The 25,945-nt window shown below is 66.2% G+C and carries 23 protein-coding genes; 2 read left to right on the top strand and 21 right to left on the bottom strand.

The genetic code is table 11. The annotated features are described in order from the left end of the window. Positions 1 to 110: 110 nt before the first annotated feature. Positions 111 to 1,484 carry a hypothetical protein gene (locus tag ACWZJV_RS16340; protein ID WP_457177169.1) on the bottom strand — a complete coding sequence of 458 codons (1,374 nt, stop codon included), beginning with the start codon at positions 1,482 to 1,484 and terminating at the stop codon, positions 111 to 113. Between the two features lie 174 nt (positions 1,485 to 1,658). On the opposite strand from ACWZJV_RS16340, the gene eccCa reads away from it, so the two are divergent. After that, positions 1,659 to 5,696 carry a type VII secretion protein EccCa gene (gene eccCa, locus ACWZJV_RS16335; RefSeq protein WP_457177167.1) on the top strand — a complete coding sequence of 1,346 codons (4,038 nt, stop codon included), beginning with the start codon at positions 1,659 to 1,661 and terminating at the stop codon, positions 5,694 to 5,696. 80 nt (positions 5,697 to 5,776) lie between these two features. Here the strand turns inward: eccCa and ACWZJV_RS16330 are convergent, their stop codons facing one another. From ACWZJV_RS16330 to ACWZJV_RS16265, 14 genes are all read right to left on the bottom strand, one after another. After that, positions 5,777 to 7,840, bottom strand: a complete 2,064-nt coding sequence (locus tag ACWZJV_RS16330) for a protein kinase domain-containing protein (RefSeq protein WP_457177165.1) — start codon at positions 7,838 to 7,840, stop codon at positions 5,777 to 5,779. Positions 7,841 to 8,148: 308 nt separating this feature from the next. Next, positions 8,149 to 10,359, bottom strand: a complete 2,211-nt coding sequence (locus tag ACWZJV_RS16325; protein ID WP_457177163.1) for a protein kinase domain-containing protein — start codon at positions 10,357 to 10,359, stop codon at positions 8,149 to 8,151. A 57-nt stretch (positions 10,360 to 10,416) separates the two neighbouring features. Next, positions 10,417 to 12,111, bottom strand: a complete 1,695-nt coding sequence (locus tag ACWZJV_RS16320; RefSeq protein ID WP_457177161.1) for an ABC transporter substrate-binding protein — start codon at positions 12,109 to 12,111, stop codon at positions 10,417 to 10,419. Positions 12,112 to 12,238: 127 nt separating this feature from the next. Continuing rightward, positions 12,239 to 12,871 carry a transcriptional regulator gene (locus tag ACWZJV_RS16315; protein ID WP_457177159.1) on the bottom strand — a complete coding sequence of 211 codons (633 nt, stop codon included), beginning with the start codon at positions 12,869 to 12,871 and terminating at the stop codon, positions 12,239 to 12,241. 142 nt (positions 12,872 to 13,013) lie between these two features. Continuing rightward, positions 13,014 to 13,856 carry a hypothetical protein gene (locus ACWZJV_RS16310; protein ID WP_457177157.1) on the bottom strand — a complete coding sequence of 281 codons (843 nt, stop codon included), beginning with the start codon at positions 13,854 to 13,856 and terminating at the stop codon, positions 13,014 to 13,016. Then, positions 13,856 to 15,058, bottom strand: a complete 1,203-nt coding sequence (locus ACWZJV_RS16305) for a hypothetical protein (protein ID WP_457177155.1) — start codon at positions 15,056 to 15,058, stop codon at positions 13,856 to 13,858. Before ACWZJV_RS16305 ends, ACWZJV_RS16310 begins: the two co-directional genes overlap by 1 nt. Before the next feature lie 80 nt (positions 15,059 to 15,138). Then, positions 15,139 to 16,536 carry a hypothetical protein gene (locus ACWZJV_RS16300; protein ID WP_457177153.1) on the bottom strand — a complete coding sequence of 466 codons (1,398 nt, stop codon included), beginning with the start codon at positions 16,534 to 16,536 and terminating at the stop codon, positions 15,139 to 15,141. 125 nt (positions 16,537 to 16,661) lie between these two features. Further along, positions 16,662 to 17,291, bottom strand: coding sequence for a protein TPRXL (locus ACWZJV_RS16295; RefSeq protein ID WP_457177151.1), 630 nt, complete (start codon positions 17,289 to 17,291; stop codon positions 16,662 to 16,664). 1 nt (position 17,292) lies between these two features. Further along, positions 17,293 to 18,018: a hypothetical protein gene (locus ACWZJV_RS16290; protein ID WP_457177149.1), complete on the bottom strand. Its 726-nt coding sequence runs from the start codon at positions 18,016 to 18,018 to the stop codon at positions 17,293 to 17,295. Beyond that, positions 18,011 to 18,643, bottom strand: a complete 633-nt coding sequence (locus tag ACWZJV_RS16285; RefSeq protein ID WP_008356190.1) for a hypothetical protein — start codon at positions 18,641 to 18,643, stop codon at positions 18,011 to 18,013. The genes ACWZJV_RS16290 and ACWZJV_RS16285 overlap by 8 nt, the downstream gene beginning before the upstream one ends. Before the next feature lie 62 nt (positions 18,644 to 18,705). Next, positions 18,706 to 19,797, bottom strand: coding sequence for a hypothetical protein (locus ACWZJV_RS16280; protein ID WP_457177147.1), 1,092 nt, complete (start codon positions 19,795 to 19,797; stop codon positions 18,706 to 18,708). 47 nt (positions 19,798 to 19,844) lie between these two features. After that, positions 19,845 to 20,195, bottom strand: coding sequence for a flagellar protein FlgN (locus ACWZJV_RS16275; RefSeq protein WP_008356186.1), 351 nt, complete (start codon positions 20,193 to 20,195; stop codon positions 19,845 to 19,847). A 108-nt stretch (positions 20,196 to 20,303) separates the two neighbouring features. Continuing rightward, positions 20,304 to 20,591 (bottom strand): WXG100 family type VII secretion target, encoded by a 288-nt coding sequence (locus tag ACWZJV_RS16270; RefSeq protein ID WP_008356184.1) that lies wholly within the window; start codon positions 20,589 to 20,591, stop codon positions 20,304 to 20,306. 251 nt (positions 20,592 to 20,842) lie between these two features. Continuing rightward, entirely contained in the window at positions 20,843 to 21,268 is a 426-nt protein-coding gene (locus ACWZJV_RS16265) for a hypothetical protein (protein WP_457177145.1), read from the bottom strand. Positions 21,269 to 21,543: 275 nt separating this feature from the next. Here ACWZJV_RS16265 and ACWZJV_RS16260 point away from each other — a divergent pair, with 275 nt between their 5' ends. Further along, a complete protein-coding gene (locus ACWZJV_RS16260; protein WP_196875838.1) occupies positions 21,544 to 21,984 on the top strand; it encodes a DUF3592 domain-containing protein in 441 nt (146 codons plus the stop codon). Positions 21,985 to 22,006: 22 nt separating this feature from the next. Here ACWZJV_RS16260 and ACWZJV_RS16255 read toward each other — a convergent pair whose 3' ends face one another. The 6 genes from ACWZJV_RS16255 to ACWZJV_RS16230 form a co-directional block, all read right to left on the bottom strand. Further along, positions 22,007 to 22,606, bottom strand: coding sequence for a protein TPRXL (locus tag ACWZJV_RS16255; RefSeq protein WP_196875839.1), 600 nt, complete (start codon positions 22,604 to 22,606; stop codon positions 22,007 to 22,009). After that, a complete protein-coding gene (locus ACWZJV_RS16250; protein WP_457177142.1) occupies positions 22,603 to 23,253 on the bottom strand; it encodes a hypothetical protein in 651 nt (216 codons plus the stop codon). The genes ACWZJV_RS16255 and ACWZJV_RS16250 overlap by 4 nt, the downstream gene beginning before the upstream one ends. A 79-nt stretch (positions 23,254 to 23,332) precedes the next feature. Further along, the gene (locus ACWZJV_RS16245) at positions 23,333 to 24,550 is read right to left on the bottom strand and encodes a hypothetical protein (RefSeq protein ID WP_040754685.1); all 1,218 of its coding nucleotides are present in this window, start codon (positions 24,548 to 24,550) and stop codon (positions 23,333 to 23,335) included. A gap of 22 nt (positions 24,551 to 24,572) precedes the next feature. Continuing rightward, positions 24,573 to 24,893: a flagellar protein FlgN gene (locus tag ACWZJV_RS16240; protein WP_457177140.1), complete on the bottom strand. Its 321-nt coding sequence runs from the start codon at positions 24,891 to 24,893 to the stop codon at positions 24,573 to 24,575. Positions 24,894 to 25,016: 123 nt separating this feature from the next. Then, positions 25,017 to 25,304 (bottom strand): WXG100 family type VII secretion target, encoded by a 288-nt coding sequence (locus ACWZJV_RS16235; protein ID WP_008356184.1) that lies wholly within the window; start codon positions 25,302 to 25,304, stop codon positions 25,017 to 25,019. A 320-nt stretch (positions 25,305 to 25,624) separates the two neighbouring features. Next, entirely contained in the window at positions 25,625 to 25,912 is a 288-nt protein-coding gene (locus ACWZJV_RS16230; protein WP_008356172.1) for a WXG100 family type VII secretion target, read from the bottom strand. Between the last annotated feature and the right edge of the window lie 33 nt (positions 25,913 to 25,945).

Raw genomic sequence — 25,945 nt, 5'->3', positions numbered from 1 at the left:
CCTGTCGGAGCCCGGCTCCCGATGGGCTCCCCCGAGGTCCGGACAATGTGTTCTTACCCCGTCCCCGGAGTTCTAAACACAAATCTCTGAACTTTTTTCAGCCCTGCTGCCTAGCCGTTGAAACCCGATTCCCACAGGTGTCGGAAGAACCCCGAGGAAACCACGAACGAGGCGATGACGGCGGCGCCGCACAGCGACTCCGACCAGTCGGCCCGAGCCGCCCACTTCGCCGAGCGCCACCCCCGGCCGGTCGCGATCGCCGCGATGATCACGGCGAACCCGATCAGCACGACCCCGAGACCGAACCAGGAGACCAGCTCCGGGTCCGCCCACCCTACGAAGGCCCGCACGCCGACCGCCAGCGCAATAACGCCAGCGACCCGCAGTACGCCGCGCGGCAGCCAGTAGCGGTAGCTGCGCGCCGAGAGCAGGATCACGAAGGCACCGGCCAGCATGATCAACCAGGCACCGACCCGGTCCACGTCGGCGGTCGCGGTCGCCACCAGCCCCGGCCCGCTCACCGCGACGACGCCGAGGATCGCCCAGGAGGCCGCCGCCAGCGTGCGCGCACCGCGCTCGGCCACCTCGGTGACCTCGTCGAACGGGACGGTCGCCTTGCCGGTGGTGGTCTTGGCACGTGCCGACCAGGCGGTCACCGACAGCTTGGAGACGTCGAGGAGATAAGAGTCCGGCACGTCGACGGCGTACGACGGGACGATCCGCGCCGCGAGGGCGGCCGCGGCGAACAGGATCGACCACGGCACCTGCGGCGAGGTGCCGAGCAGGGCGCACAGTGCGGTCACCACGAAGACCGTGACGCCGGTCAGGGTCCAGACCTTGAGGGCGGCATCGACGGTGTCGACCAGCGAGCGCGAGACGGTCGCGACGACCGCGGCGGCCAGCCCGGCCACGCCGACCGCCAGCGGCAGCGTCTCTGGTTCGGGGGTGACGGTGATGACGAACGCGGCGCCCGCGGCGAAGGCCGGGGCTGTGATCGCGCGGCGGGCTGCGTACGGTCCGGCGGGGATGATCCCGACCAGGGCGCCGAGCGCGAGCAGGCCGGCGATCGCCAACCGCTGCCAGCCGTCGGCCTGGGCGCCGAAGACCGACGCCGCGACCGCCAGCAGGGTGGCCAGGCCGACCCAGTAGAAGGAGAAGCTGCCCGCGCGGACCGGCTCCGCCGTCTCGACGACCTCGCGCCGCGCGTAGGCCTGGGTGGGCGGCGAGTCCGCTGCGAGCAGGGCGCCCGAGGTGATCCCCCGCGAGGCGAGCGAGGCGTCCGGCTGGATCACCTCACCGCGCCGGTCGCGCAGCACCGGCGCAGCCGGAAGACCGACGGCGGTGGCGTACTCCCGGGCCAGGTCCGAGGCGTGCGCATCGGACGGAACGACGATGTCGACCACTCCGGCGGTGCCGTGGACCGTGACCGCCAGGCCGCCTGCGGCGAGCGCCGGCGCAACGGCATCGGCCGTCTGAGTGGGCATGACACCTCCCGGATGCGTGATGACCCTGTGACAGAGTTCCACATCGGAAGCTCCACCGCCCGTTTTACCCGACCGGCACGGTTAAGGGTAGTAGCCGGGGTGTGGGCACTCTAAGATCCAGACCACCTGCGGCATCCGGGCCCGCGGGGCACTGAACCAGTCTCAGGGGGACACGTGACTATCGCTGCGACAGCCGGCGGTACCCGCACCGAGGAGCCGGAGGTCCCCGAGGGGGAGCTCGCACTCAACGCTCCACCGGCTATCGAAGAGGGCGAGGGTGTCGGCGGCGTTCTCATGAACGCGATCCCGATGCTCGGCAGTCTCGGTTCGATCGTGCTGGTCGCCACGATGCAGCCTGCGGGCGGCACCGGCGGCGGTGCTCCGATCCAGAAGTACCTGGCCGCGGGCATGTTCCTCTTCGCGACCCTCGGCTTCATCTTCGTGCAGATCGACCGCCAGCGGAAGCAGAAGCAGAAGCAGGTCGGCGGCCAGCGCACCGACTACCTGCGCTACCTGGCCGGCGTCCGGCGGTCGGCCCGCAAGGCCGGCGAGCAGCAGCGCAAGGCGCTGACCTGGCACTACCCGGCGCCGTCCTCGCTGCCGTCGATCGCGGAGGAGCGCAGCCGGCTGTGGGAGCGCCCGAACACCCACAAGCGCTTTCTCGACGTCCGTTACGGCGTCGCCCACCAGCCTCTGGCCCTGACCCTCGTGCCGCCGCAGCAGACCCCGATCGACCAGGTCGACCCGGCCTCGGCGAGCGCGCTGCACCGGCTGCTGACCGTCCACCGGGTCCAGCCCGACCTGCCGGCGGCGACCAACCTGCGCGGGTTCGACAAGATGGAGATCTGCGGCAACGAGGACCAGGCCCGGGCGCTCGCCCGGGCTCTGATCTGTGGGATGACGGCCTTCCACTCGCCGGAGCAGCTGATCGTCGCCGTGCTCACCTCCGAGCGCAACCTCGCCGAGTGGGACTGGGTCAAGTGGCTCCCGCACGCGCAGAGCGGCCGCGAGGTCGACGCCGTCGGGCCGCGCCGCATGGTGGTCACCAACATCAACGACCTTGCCGCGCTCCTCCCGACCGAGGTCGGCGAGCGCGCCCGCTGGGGCACCGACGACCGGATCCCCTCGCCCCAGGTCGTGGTCATCGTCGACGGCGGCTCCGTCCCGCCGGGCAACCACGTGCTCCCCGACGACGGCATCCAGGGCGTCACCGTCATCGACCTGCCGACCCACTGGGACGAGCTGTTCGACTCGAGCCGGGTGCGGTTCCTGATCGACGACGAGGAGCCCGACGAGAACAACACGGTTCCCGGCTACCAGGTCCGGGTACGCATGGACCCGGTCCGGCTGCGCGTGGACCAGATGAGCATGGCCGACGCGGAGGCCTACGCCCGCCGCCTGACCGCGCTCTACACGGTCGCGCCGGAGGGCTCCGACGCGGCCGCCGAGACCCCGCAGGACACCGAGATCGCGGCGCCGAAGGACTACATGGCGCTGCTCGGTCTGGGCGACGTACGCTCCTTCGACCCGGACGTCGCCTGGCGTCCTCGCGCCAACCGCGACCGGCTGCGGGTGCCGGTCGGTGTCGGCGAGGCCGGCCAGCAGATCTACATGGACATCAAGGAGTCGGCCCAGCAGGGTATGGGTCCGCACGGCCTCGTCATCGGCGCGACCGGTTCCGGTAAGTCCGAGTTCCTCCGCACCCTCGTCCTCGGTCTGGTGCTCACCCACCCGCCGGAGGTCCTCAACCTGGTGCTGGTCGACTTCAAGGGTGGTGCGACCTTCGCCGGGATGGCGGGCATGCCGCACGTATCCGCGGTGATCACCAACCTCGAGGGCGAGCTCACCCTCGTCGACCGTATGCAGGACGCGCTCTCCGGCGAGATGACCCGGCGTCAGGAGCTGCTGCGCGAGGCCGGCAACTTCTCCTCGCTGAAGGACTACGAGAAGGCGCGTACGCAGGACCCCTCGATGGATCCGCTGCCGTCGCTGTTCATCGTGGTCGACGAGTTCTCCGAGATGCTCTCGGCGAAGCCCGAGTTCATCGACCTGTTCGTCGCGATCGGTCGTCTGGGCCGATCCCTCGGCATCCACCTGCTGCTCGCCTCGCAGCGCCTCGAGGAGGGCCGCCTGCGCGGCCTCGACTCGCACCTGTCCTACCGCGTCGGCCTGCGTACGTTCTCCGCGCAGGAGTCGCGGACCGTGCTCGGTGTGCCGGACGCCTACGAGCTCCCGGCGGTCCCCGGCCTCGGTTACCTCAAGCCCGACCCGACCTCGATGCAGCGGTTCCGGGCGGCGTACGTCTCCGGGCCGCCGGCCGCGGGGTCGCGGATCCGGCGCGACGAGGGCGGCAAGCTGCAGGGCATCTTCCCGTTCTCGATCGCCGAGGTGAAGCAGCTGGCGATGCCGGTCGAGGAGGAAGAGCGTCCGGCGGCCCCGGTCGTGGGCGCGGACGGCGTCGAGAAGTCGATGCTCGACATCGCCGTCGAGCGGATGACCGGCCACGGCAGGCCCGCCCACCAGGTCTGGCTGCCGCCGCTCGACATCCCCGACACGCTCGACTCGCTGATGCCCGACCTGACCACCTCGCCCGAGCTCGGGCTGCACTCGCCGGCGTGGAAGCGTCTCGGCGGTCTGGTGGTGCCGCTCGGCATCGTCGACAAGCCGCGTGAGCAGCTGCGTGACACGCTCACCGTCGACCTGCGCGGGGCCGCCGGTCACGTCGCGGTCATCGGTGCGCCCCGCACCGGCAAGTCGACCACGCTGCGCACCATCGTCACCTCGATGTCGCTGACGATGACGCCGCAGGAGGTCCAGTTCTTCGTGCTCGACTTCGGTGGCGGCACGTTCGCGCCGCTGGCCAAGCTCCCGCACGTCTCCGGCCTCGGCACCCGGTCCGAACCGGACGTCGTACGTCGCGTCCTGGCCGAGATCTCCGGCATCATCGACCGCCGCGAGGCCTACTTCCGGGCGCAGGGCATCGACTCGATCGAGACCTACCGCACCCGCCGCGCCCGCGGCCAGGCCGACGACGGCTGGGGCGACGTCTTCCTCGTCATCGACGGCTGGGGCACGCTGCGCGCCGACTTCGACGACCTCGAGTACGCCATCCAGGAGATCGCTCCGCGTGGCCTGACCTTCGGTGTCCACATCGTCGCCGCGGCCGGCCGCTGGGCCGAGTTCCGCTCCTCGATGCGCGACGTCTTCGGCACCAAGCTCGAGCTGCGTCTCGGTGACCCGATGGACTCCGAGCTCGACCGCAAGCTGGCCGCGCTGGTGCCGACCGGGCGCCCCGGTCGAGGCATCGTGAAGGAGAAGCTCCACTTCCTCAGCGCACTGCCGCGCATGGACGGCGACGGCTCCGCGGCGACGCTCGGCGACGGCGTCGACGACCTGATCTCCCGGGTCTCCGCCGCCTGGGAGGGACCTGCCGGCCCGAAGCTGCGGCTGCTGCCGGAGCAGATCACGATCGAGCGGATCCGGGAGCAGGCCGGAGTCACCGAGGAGAATCCCGGCAAGCGACTGCTTCTGGGCATCAACGAGAAGGAGCTGGCTCCGGTCGGCCTCGACCCCGACGCGGAACCGCACCTGCTCGTCTTCGGCGACGGGCAGTCCGGCAAGTCCACCCTGCTGCGTAACATCGCCCGTGAGATCATGCGGACGCACTCGCCGAAAGAGGCCCAGATCGCGGTGGTCGACTACCGGCGCTCGATGCTCGGCGAGATCCCGGACGACTACCTGGTCAGCTACCTCACCTCGGCCACCCAGGCGACACCCGCTCTGAGCGATCTGGCGGACTACCTGTCGAAGCGGATCCCGGGGCCGGACGTCACACCCGAACAGCTGCGCAACCGGTCCTGGTGGACGGGTGCGGACCTGTTCCTGCTGGTCGACGACTACGACCTGGTCGCCACGCAGCAGGGGTCGCCGGTCGCACCCCTGCAGCCGCTGATGGCTCAGGCACGCGACGTCGGCCTGCACGTGATCATCGCCCGCCGCTCGGGTGGAGCCTCGCGATCGCTCTACGAGTCGGTCATCCAGTCGATGCGCGACCTGGCCATGCCCGGCCTGCTGCTCTCCGGCAACCCCGACGAGGGCCCGCTCATCGGCAACCTGAAGCCGGTCCCGACTCGCCCGGGTCGTGGCCGCCTGGTCACCCGCGACCGCGGTATCGAGGTCGTCCAGCTGGCGTGGAGCGAGTCCTCGGTGTAGCTCGCCTCGTCCCGAGCGAGACAGAACGGCCCGCGACCTGATCCAGGTCGCGGGCCGTTCCAGTTGATCCAGAGGTTGATCTAGAGGGTCCCGGTGCCGTTGTTGTTGGAAGCCTTGCGCAACGGGGGGTGGGGCTGGAACTGGTCGGCCCCCGGCATATCCCAGGTCTCCACGGTGAACTGGTCCTTGCCAGAGATCAGGACCGAGGCCTTGTTGAGGTATTCGTAGTCCCCGTCCCCCGCACGCAGCGGGTTGACCAGGTCGTCGCGGCCGTCGCCGTTGACGTCGGACACTGCAGGGATCTGAGAACCGCTGACCGCGTCGTCGTTCCTGACCGGGTCGTCGATGTCCCACGACGGCTCGTGGACGAACTTCTTGCCCTCGGGGTCGAAGGAGTAGACCCGGAAGGCCCACTTCTGCTCCACGATCTCCTGGGTGATCATCTCGTCCTTCCCGTCACCGGTGAGGTCGGCGAAGATGGCGGTCCCTGCGGACCGGTCACCGTCGGGTCCGGGCAGCTCGAGCTCCGTCTTGGTGAGCTTCGATCCCTGGCTCATCAGCAGCACAGCTGCGGCCGGCGACCTCTCCCTGGCGCCCATGACGATGTCGGCCCGCTTGTCGCCGTCGAGGTCACCGACCTCGAAGTTGATGTCGAACGTGGTGCCGTTCCAGGGCCCGGCGTACCAGTCGGCGCTCTTGGCCCAGGTGTTGTCGGCCTTGCTCAGCATGACCGTGACGTGGGCCTGGAGGTCCTTGAGCTTCCCGAGCTCTGCGTCGTCCGCGGGCAGCTTGGTTCCGTTGCCGACAGAGATCATGCCGATGTCGTCGCGCCCGTCACCGTTGAAGTCGGCGCAGAACATGGCCAGGCGCTTGGCCGAGACAGGGACCTGGATGGAGCCGTCCGGTTGATCCTTGGCGTTCGACTCGACGCTGAAGGTCGACCCGACGCCGGACAGCTGAACAACGTCGACCCGACCGTCGGCATCCAGATCACCGAGCAGGTTGCCGAACCGGAGGTTCTTCTCGGTGCCTGTCTTGAACGCCTTGCCCGTCGAGGCGAACAGAGTGGCAGCCTCGCTGTCCGAGGCATAGCTCAAGCCGAGGAAAGGCGCACCGAGAACCACGTCACCCAACCGGTCTCCGGTGATGTCCCCGCTCACGGCCGGCTTGGGCTTGGCCGGGGTGTTCTCCGTGGTGGTGAGCGTGATCCCGAGCGCGGCACCACCTGCGACGAAGACCGCCGCTGCCGCGCCCGCGGCAACCCACCACTTGGTCTTGGCGCGCTTGAGCGTGACGGTCGCACCGGAGGCGAACCCCATCTGACGCCCCGCCATCGCCGCGAACCGGTCCCGGACCCGGACGGCATCGCTGGACCGCCCGGCCGGGTCCTTGGTGAGCAGGCCGCCCTGACCCGAGAGCAGGTCGTTGGCCTGCAGGGTGAAGTCGTCGCGGCCGGGCAGCGTGGGGATCGGCTGGGAGCTGTGGGCCATCGCGGTCTCGACGTCGTTCGCCCCGGTGAAGGGCACCGACCCGATGACCAGCTCGTAGAAGAGGCAGCCCAGCGAGTAGAGATCGGTCGCCGGGCTGGCCGGCGCTCCCATCGCGCGCTCGGGCGCCAGATAGTCCCAGGCACCCGAGTGGATGCCGGGCCGGGCCGTCGCGGAGTCGTCGGCCCGCGCCGCCGCGAAGTCCGAGAGATAGGCGTACGGCGGGGTGTTGCCGTCACGCAGCAGGATGTTCGACGGCTTCACGTCGCCGTGCACCACCCCGACCTCGGGTGAGTGGATCGCGGCCAGGCCGTCGGCGATCTGGGCACAGATGTCGGCGGCCATCGGTCCAGGGAGCCGGCCCTGAGCCTTCAGCAGCGAGCCGAGGTCGCCGCCGTCGGCGAACTGGGAGACCAGATAGGGGGCGCCGTCGTTGGTCCGGCCGTTGGTGTAGACGCCCATGATGTGGGGTGAGTCGAGCTTGGCCATCAGGGTGGCCTGCTTGTCGAATCTCGACACGAACTCCGGGTCGCGGGCGCTCCGCCCGAGGAGCACCTTGATGGCGACCGCTCGGTTGAGGCGGGTGTCGGTGGCCCGGTAGACCACCGCGCTGTCGTTGGCCGCCACCTGCTGCTCGAGCCGGTAGGGCCCGATCATCCCAGGGGTGTCCTGCGGCGCAGGCGGTGGCGGCGGGGGCGGCGCTGATCCAGCCGGTCCCTGCGTCGGCGCCTGGGTCGGCGCCTGGGACGGCGCCTGCGTCGGCACAGGCATCGAAGGCGGCGGAGGCGGAGGGGGTGGTGCCTGGGTCGAAGGTGGTGGGGGCGGCGGTGGCGGCGTACCGGCTGGCCCACCGGGTCGAGCGATCCGGGGCCGGATCGTGGTCTTGTCAGGGTCGTCGACGACCGGACGCTCGAACGAGGGCTGAGGACCGCGAGGGCTGTCGTCGGGGATTCCGGTGGAATCGCTCATCCGATGGTTCCTCCCATGATGTTGTATCGACGCACGTCTTCGGGTGACGATTTCCATGTCGCCAGCTCATGGCCCTGGAACGAGCCTTCCTTCGCTGCCAGAGCCACATAGAACGTGTACGGGCTGTCGCTGGTGTCCTGGGAGGCCGCGATCACGTCGGTCAGCCCGTCCCCGTTCACGTCGGCGAGAGTCACGGGATACCTGCTGGTGGTCTTGAGGGTGTTGCGGGGCTTGGGAAGCTTTCCGCGAGTGGCGATCGAGAACTCGGCCAGGTCGTCGCTGAAGGTCCCTACCGTGATCGTCTGCCCCTCGCCCCGTCCGGACTCTCCGACGACGATCTCGTCCCGGCCGTCGCCATCGACGTCGCCGGCGACGATCGAGCTGATCCCCTTGTGCTTGAAGGAGAACGACTTGGCCTCGGCGATGGTGGCCCCGTCTCCCTGATAGAGGTCCAGCTCCGAGGTTCCGGTCGTGAGCGTCTTGTCCTCGGGCTCACCTGCGGCTCGGTTCAGCACCACCAGATCGGCCTTCTCGTCACCGGTGAACTCACCCACCACGATCTGCTCCCTGGTGTCGGCCGGATAGGCCGCGAACTGCGTCGGCTCCGCAAACCCCGACCCGGTGCCGCGATAGACCCAGATGGCGCCGTCCCCGACCGTCCTGCCCTGTCTGTCGAGGTCCGGGTCCGGGTTGCCGAAGGTCGTGGCCATGAACAGATCGGCGACACCGTCGCCGTCGAAGTCGTCGGTGCCCAGGTCGTAGTAGAACGTCGACCCGGCCATCTTCTTGCCCTGCTCGACGACCCCCGCCGGCGCTTTGAGTGATCCCTCCAGGTCGCCGTGGAAGTTGAAGCCCTTCTCGCTCCGCACAAACGTGATCAGCGAATTCTTCCCATCGCCGGTGAAGTCGGCGCAGAGCGGGAACACCTCGCTCCCGTCGTTGTCCGCGGGGAGGGCGGGGTCGTCGTACGTGACGGCTTTCGACGGGGTCAACGTGCGCCCGTCCGACTTCCAGGTGACCACGTCGACGCCCTTGCCGTCGGGGTTCTGGGTGTTGGTGACCACGTCCCCGAACTTGTCGCCGTTCACGTCCGCGTACGCAGCGCCCTTGACGGTCGGCACGATGGGCTCGGGCCCGTGCTCGACCCAGGGCTGGGTGATCGCCAGAGCTCCACCGACCCCGAGGGCGGCCACGCCGACCATCGCCGCACCGACCCGGAGCGGGGTGATCCTCGACGGCCGCGCGGCCTCCTCGATCAGGATGGCCTCGCTCTCCGACGGCGCCCGCACCGCCGCGACCAGGATCGGCAGTGGGTTCGGGTCGGTCATGGAGGGCGCGGGCACGATCTGCGCCGGGGCGGTGATCTCGCGCAGCTTCAGCAGGTCGTCCTTGAACACCGCGGCGCTCTGGTAGCGGTTGCGCCGGTCCTTCGCCATCGAGAGCTGCAGGATCCGGTTGGCTTCCCTGGTCCACTCGTCGGTGCCGACGAACTGCGGGATCGGCGCGTTCTGGTGCGCCATCGCCACCTGCACGGCCTCACCGGCGTACGGGATCCTGCCGGTCAGCGAGAACCACAGCATGCAGCCGGCGGCGTAGATGTCTCGTGACGGCTCCGGCATGATCGGGCGGCCCTGGGCGTCGCGCTCGTCGCGGATGTACTCCGGTGCCAGGTAGTTCCACGTGCCCGTGATCCCGCCGGCCGGCGAGTCCGAGGACGACGTCGCGATCCCGAAGTCGCACAGGAACGCGAACGGGTCGAGAGGGCTCGCCGGGTTGCGTACGAGCACGTTCGACGGCTTGACGTCCTGGTGGATGATCCCCACCTGGTGGGCGTCGTGGAGCGCGCCCGCGACCTGCGCGTTGACCAGGCAGGCCAGGTGAGGAGCCAGCGGCCCCTTCGAGCGTACGAGGCCGGACAGGTCGCCGCCCTTGATGAACTGGGTGACGATGAACGGGCTGCCCTGCTGCTCGCCGATGTCGTAGATCGCGATGATGTGGGGCGACCTGATCTGCGCGAGGGTCTGGCCTTCGCGGATGAACATGTCGATGAACTGCCGGTCGGCGAGATGGGCGTGCACCATCTTCAGCGCGACCTGGCGTTCGAGCCTGGTGTCGAATGCGTCGTAAACGACGCCCATTCCACCTTCGCCGAGAATGCGGTCCAGGCGGTAGTGTCCGAACACTGCCCCGGGATGAAGCGTCGTCATGCCCGCACCCTATGCAAGGGGCGACGGACCCAACCACTCAAAAAGTCGAAAAGTCCGCTACTTCTTGGTCGGCGCCCACTCGACGATGGTCGAGATGAGCGGCGCGACCTGACCGGACCGAGGTCGTACGCTGTCGACCTTCTTGTCGCTCACCGTCACCGTCGGGTTCATCACGATCGGCACCACGATCGAGTCCTGGACCAGCGTCTTCTCGATCTCGACGCGTACGTCGCGGGCCTCGTAGGGATCGGCGGTGCGGGCCAGCTCGCTGATGAGGCGGTCGCGTTCGCGGTCACCGCCGCCGGTCGCGTTCTGGCTGCCCTTGCTGCCCCACTGCGCCGAGATCTCCTCCGGCGTCTGCGGGATCGGGATCCTGGCCAGGACGGCGTCCCACTTGTTGCCGGACATCACCTTGTCGGCCCCGGACGCACCGCAGTCGGTGGTGGACCAGCCCTCGTCGTCGACGACGTTCGCGATGGTGTCGTAGGCGCCGGAGGCGAACGCGCTCGACTTGTCGTAGGCGATGCACACCCGGGCGCCGCGCGGGGCCTTGGCATCCTCGGAGGCTTTGAACTTCGTGGAGAACCCGGAGTCCTCGGTCGCGATCTGGTAGCCCTCACCACCCGGCGGGAACAGCACGACGTCGGTGGCTTCGTACGCCTCGGCCCACTCGCCCGCACCGCCCTCGGCGATGTCGCCACGCGGCACGGCACGGAGGTAGGCCGTGCGGGTCTCCTTGCGCTTGAACAGGCCGCGGTCGGTGCGGAGGATCAGCGCCCACATGGTGCCGTCATTGGCCTCGGCGACGCCGTAGTCGCGACGCTCGAGGTCGCGCACCTGCTTCCGGTTGGCCTTGGTCGGGGTGACCTGGACGACGTCGACCTCCTCCCCGAGGCCGGCCAGCGCGTCGGCGCTCGCCGGGGTGAGGCGTACCTGCTCGTAGGTCGGCCTGGCCTCGCCCGCGTACTCGGGGTTGGCCTCGAGGTCGACCTCCTGGCCGGTCTCGCCCGCAGCGATCTTCACGACCCGGTAGGGCCCGCTGGACAGCAGCGCCTCCTCGGGCGCCTTGCCGTCCTCGGCGACCGTGAAGGCGGTCTTCCACGCCTCGGCGATCTTGGTCAGCTTCGCGGTGTCGGACTCCTCGATGGCGGTCTCGACGACCTCCTTGGCCTCGATCGGGTCCTCGATCTTCAGCGCCTTCTGCCCGACCACGTGCGCCGGGACGGCAACATCCAGGGCCGTACGCCAGTCGACCACCGGCACCACCAGCGGCACCTCGATGGCCCGCGCGCCCTCGTCGACCTCGGGGATGTAGGCACTCTTGGTCAGTCCGGTCGGCACTCCGCCGAAGTCGACCTTGCCGTCGCTGCCCTTCTGGGCGGTGCCGAAGTAGCCCGACGTGGCCGCCCAGGCGAGCATCAGGTCGGCCGTGTCGATCGGAACCCCGTCGGACCAGCTGGGCTCGGCCAGGTCGTAGCGCACCCGGGCCTGCTTGTCGCCCTCCATCGTGACCTTGCCGAACGTCTCGTCCATCTCGACCGTGTCGTCGACGAGAGTGCCGAACGCGCCGCGGGTCAGCGAGGCGATGTCGAGGTTTCCGTCGGTCACGCTCGCGGCGCTCGCCGGGTTGGTGCTCGTCAGGGACCCTTGCCACGCCACCGCGACCTCGGTGCCCTCCTCGACCGACGCCGGCAGATCACCCGAGCAGGCGGTTGCGACGAGCGCGAGACTGGCAACGGAAACGAGCCCCACGCGACGACGTGCCCCAGGATGCACCTTCAGTCCCCTCTCCGAGACAACGGACGCCCAGATCCTAACGAGCCGCGGCGGAGACCTGCCATCGACATAGCCGGTCTCCGCCGAACGGTCTGTGGTCACCTCACGAGGCGGGGATCTCCACCTGCTCCGTGAACTCGGCAATGGTCTTGTCCGAGCCGATCACCTTCGCTCCGTCGCGCTCGTACTCGATGAGGTACGTGTCGGCCTTCTCCTCCACCTGGAAGGCGATCCAGGCGGTGTGCTCGCCGCCGTCGCGCCGCTGCACGTCCTCGAGCGGCGTACGCTTCGCGGCGGTCAACTCCTCCGTCATCAGACGGGTGTCGGAGCTCTCGAAGTCACCGCCGTTGTCCCACGAGATCTCGAAGTTCCCCTCGGAGATCCGGCCGCCGTACTCCGTGCCGGGCTTGATCTTCACCTGAAGCAGCACGACCTCCCCGCCCTCGGCGATGAGGTCCGCCTCCTCCGTCGACGGGAAGTCGCGGACCGCCGAGACGACCTCGATCGTGTCGCCCATGTCGGGGTCCTTCAACGTCTTCCCGATCTTCACCTCGGTCTCGTCGCCGGCCGGCGCCGCAGCGGACGGGGACTCGGAGGCCGGTGCGCTGGACTCGACCTCGACCGCGGCGTCCGCGTCGGTCTCCTCGGAGCCGCACCCGGCCAACGTGAGCGCGACGCCGAGGCTGAGGCCGACGGCGGCCAGTCGACCGGTCCGGACGGTGGTGCGAGTACGCATGAAGAACCCTTTCAACAGTGAATGTTCCCGAGATCGAGAGGTACGCGCGTCACCCTGGCAACCCGAGCCCCTGCAGCGCGTTCTTTACTTCGGCGTGTCGCGCGGTGACCTTCGCAACATCAGCATCGCGACCTCTCCGTGGTCAGCGAACCTGTTCGTCGCTCGCGTCGAACTCGCGCCATCCGACGTGGCGATACTCCAGAACCCGCCGCCACTCCCGCTCGTCCAACCCGTCGAGCTCCGACCAGTAGCCCAGAGGCATCTCACGAAGCCGGATCTTGTCTCCTTCGTCCACCGTCACCAGCCGACGTTGGATGAGGATCTCCAGGAGCCTGGCGCGCGCCTTGCTCGCCCGCAACCGCTGGCTCGAACCTCGTGGCCCACGCGGCGGCGGCTTCCGGTTCTTCGCACCGCCCTCCGGCTTGGAGACCAGCTCGAGAACCAGACGTGCGGTTCCGAGAATCGCGGCGACGAGCGCCAACGCAGCCAGCCAGGCCATCTCAGGAAGATCGAGGATCAGGACCAAGACGTACGCCGCGCCCGCTCCGATCGCGGTGACAGCGGCGGTCGCCACCCCGTAGGCGCTTCGCCGACGCGTCCCCCACCACGTGGAGAGCTCCAGGCCGGCCACGATGATCGCGAGCCCGAAGGCGAGCCTGGCCAGCCACAGCAGCCCCTCGGCACCGGTGCTCTGCGCTGGGGCGAGCGCAACCAGAACGAGCCCGATCAAAGCGGCCCCGTAGAGCGGGGCAGCGATCAGAGCGAGGAAGCCCACGCCGACAAAGCCCACGAGCTTCAGCGCGAACCTTCCCGGCAGCGGCGGATAGTCGCGACCGAGCACCGCGGCCTCCGCCTCCCCCCAGTTCAACGGCTGCGAGAACGGCGCCGTGCGTGCCCAGCTGTCGACCGCTTCTCGAGCCCACACCTTCTCTGCTTCATCGGTCTTGCGTGCCCACGCCGCGAGCACCTTCGGCACCTCGGCCATCAGCTATTCCCCCTCTTGGCCAGCCAGTCCGGGTTGATCGCCAGAGCCGTGACACTGGCGTCCTTGGTCGGGAAGTCGACGTCATCCATGTCCACCTCCAACGCCAGGGACGGCTTCCCCGTGGCCAGATCCGTGCGTACCAGGCTCAACTCCGTCAGCTCTGTCCACACACGATCACTTCGACGCCTGGTGAAGCGCTTGTGCAGGTCGGTCTCGTTCGTGACCGTGTAGGCAGCGTTCGCCGAGTACGCCAGCACCTCCGCATCGAGCCCGACGGAGCCCGGCAGGTAAACCACCTTGCGGGCACGAATCGGCGCAGCCTCGGTGGTCGGCACCGGTGCGCTCCACATCGTGTTGTCGACGACCCAGAAGAGCTGTCCGTCCGAGACCGTCACCCGATCCGGTCCGCCGATGCGTGATGAGTCGTCGTCCGCCGGGTAGACGATCTCGTGGTCGACGGCGACTTGCGCTGCGGGCGTTCCCTTGGCGGTGTTCCAGACCCGTACGAGGTGCTGGTCAGCGTCGTTCTCCCACCCTTCGTAGACGATGCCGTCGACGCACGGCGACGTCGTGCCCGGGAAGGTCGAAGGCTCCAAGCTGCTCAAGATGTCCGTACCGTCATGCGGGTAGGCCGACGTCAGTGCGGCGCGGTCCAGCTGGTTCTCCGGGACGGACTCGCTGTCGTCCTCGAAGGCTTTGGTGTCGGTGCCCCGCCCAGAGGAGAACACGCGCTCACCACACACCGCCGCGGTCGACGTACCACCGTACGGAGACACTCGGGTCGTCGCCTCGCCCGTGTCATCGTCGATGTAGGTCACGAACGAATCCTTGGACGAGTCTGCGGGACTGAAGCCGACCAACGTCCCCTCGCCAACCTGCACGCGGTACCACTCCTGACTCGTCTCGAGAGACTCATCGCCACTCGTACGCTTGTGGTCGGTGAGCCCGGACTCGTCGATCACATAGTCGTGCTTCGGGTCGGAGGTCGTGATCCCATGCTCCGTCCAGGAGATCCCGGCGCCTTCGACCCCGTCGAGCTCGATCGCTCGAGTCTTCCCCTCCGGTGAGACCAGAACGAGGTGGCTGGAGTCCTCCCCACCCTCGTGCACTCGCATCGCGAGGACCGCGTCCTCGATCGCGAAGTCCTTGGGCGGAGCACCAACGCTGCAACCCGAAACCAGGGCCGCCGTGGCCGCCGTCATCGCTGCGATTCCCCGAGTCACCGCTCACATCCCGTCATCTGTAGGTTCGCAAAGCCGGGGTAAGGCTAGCGATCCAAGACCTACGTCGCGTTCGTCGCCTCGTCGGACTTCCGCTGCCCGACCCCAGGAGGCCGGACTGGCCACCGCTCCCGAAGGAAGTTGCGGAACTCTCGCTCGCTCACTGCCTGCCACACGTGCAGTCCCATACAAACGAGAACGAGAAGCAGACTCGCGCCGATCACCCCGAGCGCAGGTGCCACGTACGCACCGAAGATCTGGTCGCTGCCGCGATAGATGTCAGCAAAGCCGCCCATGTCGAGAGAGCCCAGAAGCACGAGACCGGTCCCGAATACGGACACCAGCCCTGCGACGAATCCCATCCCCTTCAGCGCGGGTAGCCCTTGGCGCTCCGAGAACCCCAGAAGCACTTGGCACGGCGGCCTGCTGGCCATCGGATCAGCCGCCCGCTCGCGCAACCAACGCTCCATAGCACTCGTCCCCGCCTGTGCCAGCACAGCGGAAGCGAGGATCATCAGCACGCAGGCAGCCACGACCGCGAGCATGATCCACCAGATTCCGCTGAGCAGGGCCTCGCCAGCGGTGTCATACTCCACCTCGTCAGCGAGCTGGTACTTGCTCGAGCCGGGGTGGCGAACCGCGAGCCCGATCTGCATCAAGAACACAGCAATGATCGCGAGCCCGCCCGGCAACAGGACGAGGGTCCTGGCAAACGCCCGAAGTCGCCCGCCGGGCGCTCCCTCGATATCGCCCTCCTTCACCGATGTCGGCTTCTTCGCCGCTCGTGCCCGCACCGCGTTCTCAGCCTGTTCGGGCCAGCACATGGTGACCCGTTCCCGCCACCGCTGCTGTCGCACAGTCAACCTGGCACGAAGCTTGTTGACCCCGACCCAGAGTCCGATGGTGTACGCCGCGACAACGAACACCGCGAGCCAACCGGCCACCGACTCCTCGACGACGGCAAACAGCACGAGCAGCGCGACAGCAAACCCGCCGACCCAGAGATTCACCTTGGCGAAGATCCGCATTGCTTCCAACGGCTCGCCTTCGACCTGCCGAATCTGCGAGGGAGGCGGCACCAAACGCGGATCACCATCGTCTGCCGCGTCGAACAGTGCCTTCGACACCCTCGCCTCGATGACGGTTTCGGCGAGCGTGATCGCCAAGAACCCCAGGTAGGCGAACGCCACGACAGGAAGGAACGAGATCCTCAGCAACAGGTCCAGGTTCTCGCTGACGTCCTGAGCGCGATACAGCGGAATCCAACGCTCCAGCACATCCGTGATCACGCCTTCCTCGCCCACCACGCCGATCACGATCATGCTCACGAACGAGACGCCCAATCCTCCCAAGAACGGCACCATGAGGAAGCCCACCGCGTACGCCCACTCCGCCCGCATTCCAACCGCGTACTCGTGCCAGCGTGCATCGCCGAGCGCTGTCTTTTCTGGGTGGTTCACGGTTGCATTCCTTCCGAGAGACACAATCGTCGTAGACGTCCGTCCGGGCGCGCTACGACTCCGCGAAACGGTCGGAATCCGGCCAGCCGCGACTGGGCGCGAACCCCCGACCTCACCCGCTCGTGCTATGCCCGCGGCGGCGACCAGCGAAGCGACGACGCGCACACGTCGAACGCCGTCTTCCAGCCGATGAACAACGGGTCTGTCGCCGACATCTCCACGGGCCGCGCGACCGATGCCGTGAGCTGAAGACCGCGACGGTGCTTCGACCCAGGGATCGGTGTCACATAAACGATCGAGGTCATGACGATCGAGCCACCCTGGAGATCCTTCGTCGACTCTCGTTCGAAGCGGATGAACCGCTTGTCGCCGAAGAGCGGCTTGGCGTCGTACGCCTGGATCGCGTGTGTCACATAGCCGTCGAGGCTCTCGCCGTTGGGTGCGCGCCGGATGGTGGCGAACATGGAACCCGGGATGTAGACGTCGCCGGTCGGCGCCGCGGTGGGCGCGAAGTAGGCGATCACGTTCTGCTGCTTCATGAGCGAGAACGCCTGATCCATCTGCATCCGAAGGTGCGCGTGCAGATCGGGCCGGTTGGCCTCCATGCAGCGCCGCTTCATCTCGGCGTCGATCGCCTCCCGGTCGGAAGCGTCCGGAACGTGGCGCTCCCAGCCATCGAGGAGCTTCAGGTGGAACTCCGGGTCCTTGGGCGCACCCAGCATCTCCCTCAACGAGCCTGCGCCGTTCACAGACATCTCAAGCCTTTCCGTCAGCACTCGCAGTCAGAGGACTGCGGTCCAGTGCATCGAATTCGTCGTAGGACACGATGGAACGCGAGCGGAGCGTGGTCAGCGCTTGACGCCGCAGGGCGAGAAGGACGTCGAGCTCGTCCGAGGTCAACGCGTTGACGTCGACCGCCGGCGGCTTCTCCTTCGAGTAGAGCCGGAACTCCGCGACGATCACCGCGATGCCGAGAACCAGCAGCAACAGCGGTGCGATCACGAGGGGAACCCGGGGGTAGGCATCCGCGTCGCTCATGAAGATCAGGACCAGAAGCAGGACGGTCGAGACCAGTACGAAGACCGAGAACCCGAACAGGGATCGGTCCCACTGCCGGTGAGTCGACCGGACCCACGGCACGAAGTGGTAGAGCAGGGCCAGGAATCCGAGCGCGCATCCGATGTAGACGCACGGAACCTCGAAACCCGGCGAGAAGTCTTCGGAGAGCTTCCTCGTGCCTCCGCCGCTGGCAAAGATCGCCACGGAGAACAGCGGTCCCGCCAGACCGATGAGCGCGACCCAGAACATCAACTTCGCAGCAAGGTTCGCCGCACCCGAGCGGCGACGCTTCCTCTCGGCTGCTTCCAGCTCGATCTGCGCGTAGTCCAGAACGACTCGATTCAGCTCGTTGATGTCGAAGCGATCGAAGTTGCTGTGCACCGTTGCCCAGTTACCCGGATCAATCGCTGCCGCCTTAGGCATTGGAAAGGTGCTCCCATTCGTCAACGTGGTTTCGTGTGAGACCCGGAACCGGGTCGGCTTCGAAGGTCCGACCATCCGGGTCGATGAGTGAAAGGCTCGAGAGGATGATCGGCATCTGAGTGATCGTGAGCTGGAAGGCCAAGGGCAGGCCGGACTCCACGATCAGCCCCACGCCGCCGGAGGCCCCGCTGAAGGCGTACACCGCGGTGGACAGGTGTAGATCCCGTCCGTCGATGCTCTCGTCCCGCGATGCGATGCACTTGATGCCCGGGCCGATCGCCGCACCGATGCACTCGTCGACGTCGAACCCGGACTTCTCCCAGGCCTGGACGTCGAGGTCACCGGGCTCCGCGAGGACGAGTCTGACCCGGCTGGCGATCGGGACAGTCATCGGCCAGTGAAGCATCGTGACCAGCCTGCCCGGTTCACCGATGGTGGCGAGAGAGTCCGTGAGGATGCGACGTACGTCCTCATCGGACTGCCGGCTCGCGTTGGTCCCGAACCACTCCCGCACTCGGGCACACTCGGTCGACACCCACGCTTCGGCGCCCTGTCCCAAGTCACTGGGAACAAAGGTCCATTCGCGTTGTGGGTGGATTCCTTCAGCCCGCCACGTTCCGACCACGGTCGTCCTCCGATTTGATTACAAGCTCCGAGCAGCACACATCATGCATGGAGGTCGACCACTCAGGCGAAGATGTCGACGGCCGAGTCGGGCAAGCCCTGGATCGTGTTCACCGTGCTGTAGAACGAGTTGGCCTGCTTCGCCAACGCACCCTGGATGTCGCCGGCAGAGGCCCATATCTTGCTGTACGAGCTGATCCGCGTGAAGTCACCGACGTCGAGACCGGCGTGAAGACTGGTCATGATGTCCGGGAAGGCCTTGAGCTTGACGGCGTCTCCGACGCCACCCGCTGCCTTGTACCCAGCCGAGAACTTGGCGAACTTGGACGCGCCGGCGCCCAGATCAGTGATCGCATCGGCCATCTTTCCGAACTTGCCGAACGGCACGACGTCGAGAACCGCAAGGCCGAGGTCGACGAGCGAACACTTTCCGGCACAGAACTGGATGGACTTCGCAAGAAGCACCAGAGCCGACACCGCCATCGCGATCGCCGCCAGCGGTCCCGCGATGAACAGGCTCGCCACGAAGAGCACCATCGCAACGATCTCCAGGACGGCGATGATGTCGTCGAGGACCTCCCAGAAGCCGTCCTCGATCTTCCCGGACATCTCGTTACCGATGCCGCTGACGGCAGCGTCGTACGCGTCTTCCCAGGAGTCGTAGTAGCCGTCCCAGGTCTCGGCGGCGTTCTCCCAGTCCTTGCGGGCCTGTTCCTTGGCCTCGGCGGCGTCCTCCTCCTGCTGCGCCTCCGGGCTGCCTTCCTCCGGACCGGCGCCCGACGGGTGGTTCGGCGCACCTTCCATGCCGTCGTACTTGGCCCACAGGTCCTCGCAGGTGTCCACCTGCGACCTGATCAGCGGCTGCCACTGCTGCAGCTCTTCGCCGTACTTCGCGATGATCGGTCCGACCGGTCGATAGAGCTGGCTGGCTTCGCGGAGCGTCTGGTGGGAATCCCCGATCTTCTCCTGCAGCTTCTCCACTGCCTTGCCGTCCATCTCGCCGTTGGCAAGATCGTGGGCGGCGATCATCGCCAGCTCATCGGCGCAGGAGCTCATCATCTCGCCCAGTCGCTCGATGGCGTTCCCGCGCTCGATGATGCCGGAGGGGTTGCCCTCTACGGTCTTGATCTCTCTGCCCTTAGGGGACGAGTCCATGGTCTGTGCGCTCCTAGGTCCGAGCAGGTGTGTCGTGGATACGCGTCTTAGACGGCGGAGCCCGAAGGAGCACCGCCGGATGCCCCGGGGGCTTGGATCGAAGTATTCGACTGGAACTGGAGGGCAGTCTCGCTGTCCCAGTTCTCGAAGCCGTCGACTACCCCTTTGACGTGCTCTTGGAGCTCCTTCAGGCTCTCCTTGAGTTCGTCACGCTTGTCATCCCAGCGCTCCTCGAAGTCCTGTGCCTTGTCACGAAGGTCGCTTCGGCCGTAGGGGTTGCCGATGTCGGCCTCCAGCTCTTCGGACTGGCTTTCCGCTTTCTCGAACTCGTTGACGATCGAGTCCAGCTGCGACGCGATCTTCGCGAGAGTATCGATCTTGATCCTGACGTCCGCCACCGCACGTTCCCCTTCGATCTTCCGTCAATCTGCCCGGTCAAAGTGCCGAAATGCCGCCTCGGGCGGGGCGATCACTCGCGTGTCGCCCCGCCCAATCAAGCGAATGGATCAGCCGCCGGCGAGCTGGCTGTCCAGGTCCTGGATCGCCGTGGCCATGTCACGCAGCGCCTGCGCCATGTCCTCGACACCAGCAATGGCGTCCTTCAGACCCGTGGTCATCTCGGTGTAGCCGTCCTGGAACTTACCGGACGCCTTCTCCGTCTTGAACCCGTCCTGAACGAGCTCGTCGACGTAGCCCTGGCACTCGTCAAGCGCGGACTCAATGGTGTCCTTGCCCTGGTCGAGCTTGTCGGCGGTGCCGGTCATCTCGTCGTATGTTGCCCCGAAGTCAGTCATCGATCATTGCCTTTCCCGCGATTTCATTGCACAGCGCCCGATCTCGGGACACCGTGGGTCACCGTAGTCACGCCGCACAGGCTTGTGAAGCGTAAAAACGAATCCGTTGCGGCATCGGTTCAGAAGTTCACGTTCCGGCCTCCAACGGTGCCCGCAAGGCTACTGATACCACGTCAGACGGTCGTCGCTGGGTCGGCACCCTGCGCGTCCCACTTGGCCGGCGAGCGACTCGCATCCGACAGGGTGCGCGATCAAAGGCCGTATACGGCCAGAAGATTGCCACCGAGCTCGATCTCCGGCTCCTGATTCGGGTCGAGCCACGGAACCTGAGTCTTCTTCTTGAGGTAATGGTTAGTCACCGGCGACGCCGGCGCCGGAGCGCTACCGTCGAGCGCTGCTTGAACCGCTTCGACGAACTTCTTCAACGCTCGGTCGTTCATCGTTCCGTCTAAGAGCGCAGAAGGCGTTCGAGGGTCGGCACCGACCACCACGTGCAACTGTGAGCCCGCACCGTCAACGGTGACCCCGACGAGGACGAACTTCGGATTCGAGAACTTCGGCTTCTCGCGGACGACGAGCTTGCGTCCTTCATTGTGCACGGCCAAGATCTGTCGGACCTTCGCACCTTGAACTACGCCGACTGCAGCTTCGAAAACCTCACCGGCATCCCGCGACATTCGGATGGAAACCTCTTTAGCCTGACGCACCGTGCACCTCAATCTTTGAATGGATCGCAACCAATTAGAGAGCTTCCGCACCGCAATACAGCCACTCGCGGAAGACATAGACGACAGGAAGATCAAACGACCGCCAATGCATCACCGCGACGCACTGGCTGTCCACGGACGTCGCGTCGGTGTCCGTTCAGACTCCGAAGCCTCATGCCCATTCTCACCGGACTCTGAGCACACAGTATGATGTGCAGCCTCCGAAAACTTTGAGAGGGACAGTCATGGATACGGGATCAGTCACCGCACTTGTCATCGGCATCGCACTGCTGATCGCGCCTGTTTGCATGGCAATACTTTGGATTCGCCGCAGTATGCGCCGGGCCAGTTGGACCCGGACCGAGGCAACGGTCCGTTTCGTGAGACGAATTAAGCGAAGCACATCCGCCACCAGTTCGGTCGAGGCTGAGAAGGTGACTCAGACTCAGTACACATATACCGATTCGCAGGGTCGCCAGCACCAAGGTGAGTCGGAAGTCTTGAAGAACCCTGAGGTAGGCGACGTGGTCGAGGCGCTGTACGACCCCAACAACCCGGGATCGAGCGAACTTGTCGGCCCCAACTCACTTCTGGTCAATCTGCTGACCCGCGGCGCTGTGTTCATCGTTCTTGGAGCGTTGGGACTGTTCCTGGTCATCGCCGCCCTGGACGTCGTTTCAGTCTGAGTTCGCAATGATCCGTCACGTATCAGCGCCACTGCAGCGTTGAGACACAGGCATCGAACAGCAGTCGCACGGAGTTGATCGACTCCGAGTCAGCGTCGATATCAGGAGTCCTGGCGAAACCAGCCACCAGTGAAAGTGCGCGCCTTCGTTTGGCCCCCGGGATCGGGGTGAGATAAACGACGGAATGGTTGATGACAATCTCGGTCCCGACCCGGGTCGTCTTCTCCTTCTCCACCCGCAGGGTCCGATGATCGCCCAGTAGCGGCGTCGCCCCGTGGTCGCGAATAAGGGTTCGGACCAAGTTGTCGAGCGTCTGGCCCGGTTCGCCGCTCCGGATGGAGGCATTGATCGACGACGGGATCGCCAGAGTCCCATCACCAGGAGTCGTCGGGGCGAAGAAGGCAAAGACACCACCCTTACGCATCGACGCGAAGGCGGCCTCGAGTTGACCCTTCACCTCTGCGTACAGGTGGACGGCGTGCGCCTCCATGCACCGCTGCTTTGCGGCAGCGAGCATCGCTTCGAGCGAAGCGTCGTCCACGCCGTGACGCGCCCAGCCATCGGGTAGTTCGAGCTCGAACTCGGGCACGACGGGCACGCCCAATGCTTCACGCAAGTTCATGAGACCCCACCATCAGAGAGCACCCACTGCTCTTCGCGAACGTAGTCCGGCACCACCGTCGAGGTGAACGGCGTGCCGTCAGCCTTGACCACCTGCAATGCATCCTTCAGCCGGGTGAATCCGACCACCGCGTGCGCAATGAGCGTCGAGATGGACTCTTCCAAAGTCAGCATCAGGGCCACTTCGCCATCGTCGAAGACGAAGTGAACCGAGCTCAGATCGATCGGAGCCTCAGGGCCGTCGACCTGCCGGCGCGTCGAGTACTGAAGGCCGGGGCCGAGATATCGCGCGTCAGCCGCGTGAATCACTCCGTCGAGATCTCTCCAGTTTGGAAGGTCTTCGCTTGCCACGAAGTCGACGTGACACATCACTGCTGCAGGAGCGAGGACGGGCCAAACCTGATACATCGCATATGACGCCGACCTGGCGCGAGCAGCGAGACCCTCGGCGAGCACGGACCGAACCATTGTCTCGGTGCCACGAGCCTCGGTTGCCGGACCTGAGCCAATGACACCCCACAGAAGCTCTGTGGCCGAGTGCAGCCACAATTCCTGCTCGTCGCGTGCGAGCCCCTCCGGGAGGAAGAGCCAACCGGGCAGGTCGACATCCTCACCAAATCCTAGTGACCATCCCTCGAGCGAACTCAAGATCGGGTCCCCTTCCTATTGTTCGTACGCACGGGTCCCTTGGCGATCGCCTTAGAGCCCGCTACGTATGACGACCCCACTAGATGAACGCTCCGACAGGCCCTGGAATGCTGATGTCGACTCCGCCGCTGCTGCTGATCGCCGTCGCCACGCTGCCGTAGTGACTGCTGAACGCGCCGACCCTGCTCGCCACAGAGTCGACTTTGGAGAGGTTACGCACCATCCCCAGGCCCGACTCCAGAGCTGAGCGGTTGCCGATGTAGAGGCCGATGTTTCCCTTGCGGATCGACTTGACGCCCTGACCGAGCAGCTTCTCACCGATCTCGGACTTGGTGAGGAGCCGGATCGGCTTGTTGTAGTTTTTCGCCAGCTCACGCAGCGGACCACCGCCCGTGGCTTTCCATGTGCGACTGATCGCGTTCATCATTCCACCCGCCTTGGCGAGCTTGGGAAACTGCGCGAACTTCGTCAGACTCGTGATCTTTCCGACGGGGAAAATCGCTAGTCCTGCCAGCAACAGTTCGAGTCCGGAGGCCTTGCCATTGAGGTATTTGATGCCGGTCAGCAAGAAGGCAGCAATCGCCAAGCCGACTGCGAGCGCGACGATCCACCCGCCACAGAAGAGAGCTACCACGCCGACGATAAGGGCAGCCCAGCTGAGGATCTCGGTGAGAACCTCGATGACGTCGCCCCAGTTGTCCCAGAATCCATCTTCGATGGAGCCGGAAAGGCCGTCTGAGATACCCGTGACCGCTTCGTCGAACGCGTCCTCCCAAACGCCGTACCAGGTGTCGAACTGCTCAGCCTCATCTTCCCAGGCTTCGTACGCTTCCTTCTTGGCCTTGTTCTCGGCGGCCTCTTCCTTGTCTGTGTCGCCGATGCCGAGAAGACCACCGTCGTCCTCGGTGGTGCTGTCGTCCTTGTCTCCCGGAAGGCTCTCGTATGTAGCCCAGAGGTCGTTGCAGTTCCGCGCCGTGCTGTCGATCTGCGGCTTGTAGGTCTCCAGCATCTCGCCGTACTTCACCAGCACGGGGCCTACAGGCTTGTAGAGGTCAGCCGCCTCTTCGAGAGTCTTATAGGATTCACCAATGGTTTCCTGAAGCTTCTCGATCGCCTTTCCCTCTTGCTGACCACCAGCGAAACTGTTTTCCTTGATGCTCCGCAGCGTGTCGGCCGAGGTGTCCATCATCTTTCCGAGGCGCTCGATCTCCTTGCCTCGCTCGATGATCCCGGACGGAGTTCCCTCGACCGTCTTGATCTCGCGCCCTCTAGGGGAATCCGGCATGCCACCGAACATATGCTCTTCCTTTCACCAGCGCTTACGACGCGGGTCGGGCAACTTCTCTCTTGGGCTCGAACTGCAGCGCAGTTTCGCTGTCCCAGTTCTCGATCCCGTCGATGACGCCTTTGATGTGCTCGCTGACCTTCTTCAGGCTCTCTTTGAGCTCATCGCGCTTGTCATCCCAGCGCTCTTCGAACTCACAAGCCTTGTCCCGCAGGTCGCTTCTATCGAACGGGTCGCCGATGTCAGCCTCGAGGTCTTCGGAGCTACTCGTGGCGTTCTCGAACTCCTGGACAATCGAGTCCAATGAGGTCCTGACCGTCTCCAGCTCGGAGATCTTGATCAAAATGTCCGCCATGGCACGCACCTTTCACGTGGTTACAGAAGCGCGCCAGCGGGGGTCGTCACCGTAGGCGCGTGACCGAGAATGGAGGATGGTGGGCCGGCAGACGCCAGCCCACCATCCGACAAGCGTTGTGACTCAGCCGCCGGCGAGCTGCGAGTCCAGGTCCTGGATCGCCGTGGCCATGTCACGCAGGGCCTGCGCCATGTCCTCGACGCCAGCGATGGCGTCCTTGAGGCCCGTGGTCATCTCGGTGTAGCCGTCCTGGAACTTGCCCGACGCCTTCTCCGTCTTGAACCCGTCCTGGACGAGCTCGTCCACGTAGCCCTGGCACTCATCGAGGGCGGACTCGATCGTGTCCTTGCCCTGGTCGAGCTTGTCGGCAGTGCCGGTCATCTCGTCGTAGGTTGCCCCGAAGTCAGTCATCGATCATCGCCTTTCCCGCGATTTTCCCATTTCACGACACCCATTGCGGCGCCGTTCGTCACCTTCGCTCACGCATCACGTGTTCGTGGAGCGTGAACCCGACGAGCCGACACCGTCGTCCCGGGTGTGGTCCGAGATCCAGGCGATCAACGTCGTCGCGGTAGTCCTACCCGCTACGTCCAGTTCTAAACATCTTTGAAAGTAAAGTCTCTGCTGATTCTGGGGGGAGGTACCGGCGAGAGTCGACACCGCAGTACCTGTCCGAGAACGCTGATGGTGGGCCGGCGTAGGCCGGCCCACCATCTGGCAAGCGTTGCGGCTCAGCCGCCGGCGAGCTGCGAGTCCAGGTCCTGGATGGCGGTCGCCATGTCGCGCAGGGCCTGTGCCATGTCCTCGACACCTGCGATGGCGTCCTTGAGGCCCGTGGTCATCTCGGTGTAGCCGTCCTGGAACTTGCCGGACGCCTTCTCGGTCTTGAACCCGTCCTGGACGAGCTCGTCCACATAGCCCTGGCACTCGTCCAGAGCCGACTCGATCGTGTCCTTGCCCTGGTCGAGCTTGTCGGCGGTGCCGGTCATCTCGTCGTATGTTGCGCCGAAGTCACTCATCGATTGTTGCCTCTCCCGGGATTTTCATGAGGT

The organism is Nocardioides sp. WG-D5 (assembly GCF_054031175.1).
The sequence above is the reverse complement of the archived record's forward strand: the minus strand, read 5'-3'. Positions and strand labels throughout refer to the sequence as shown.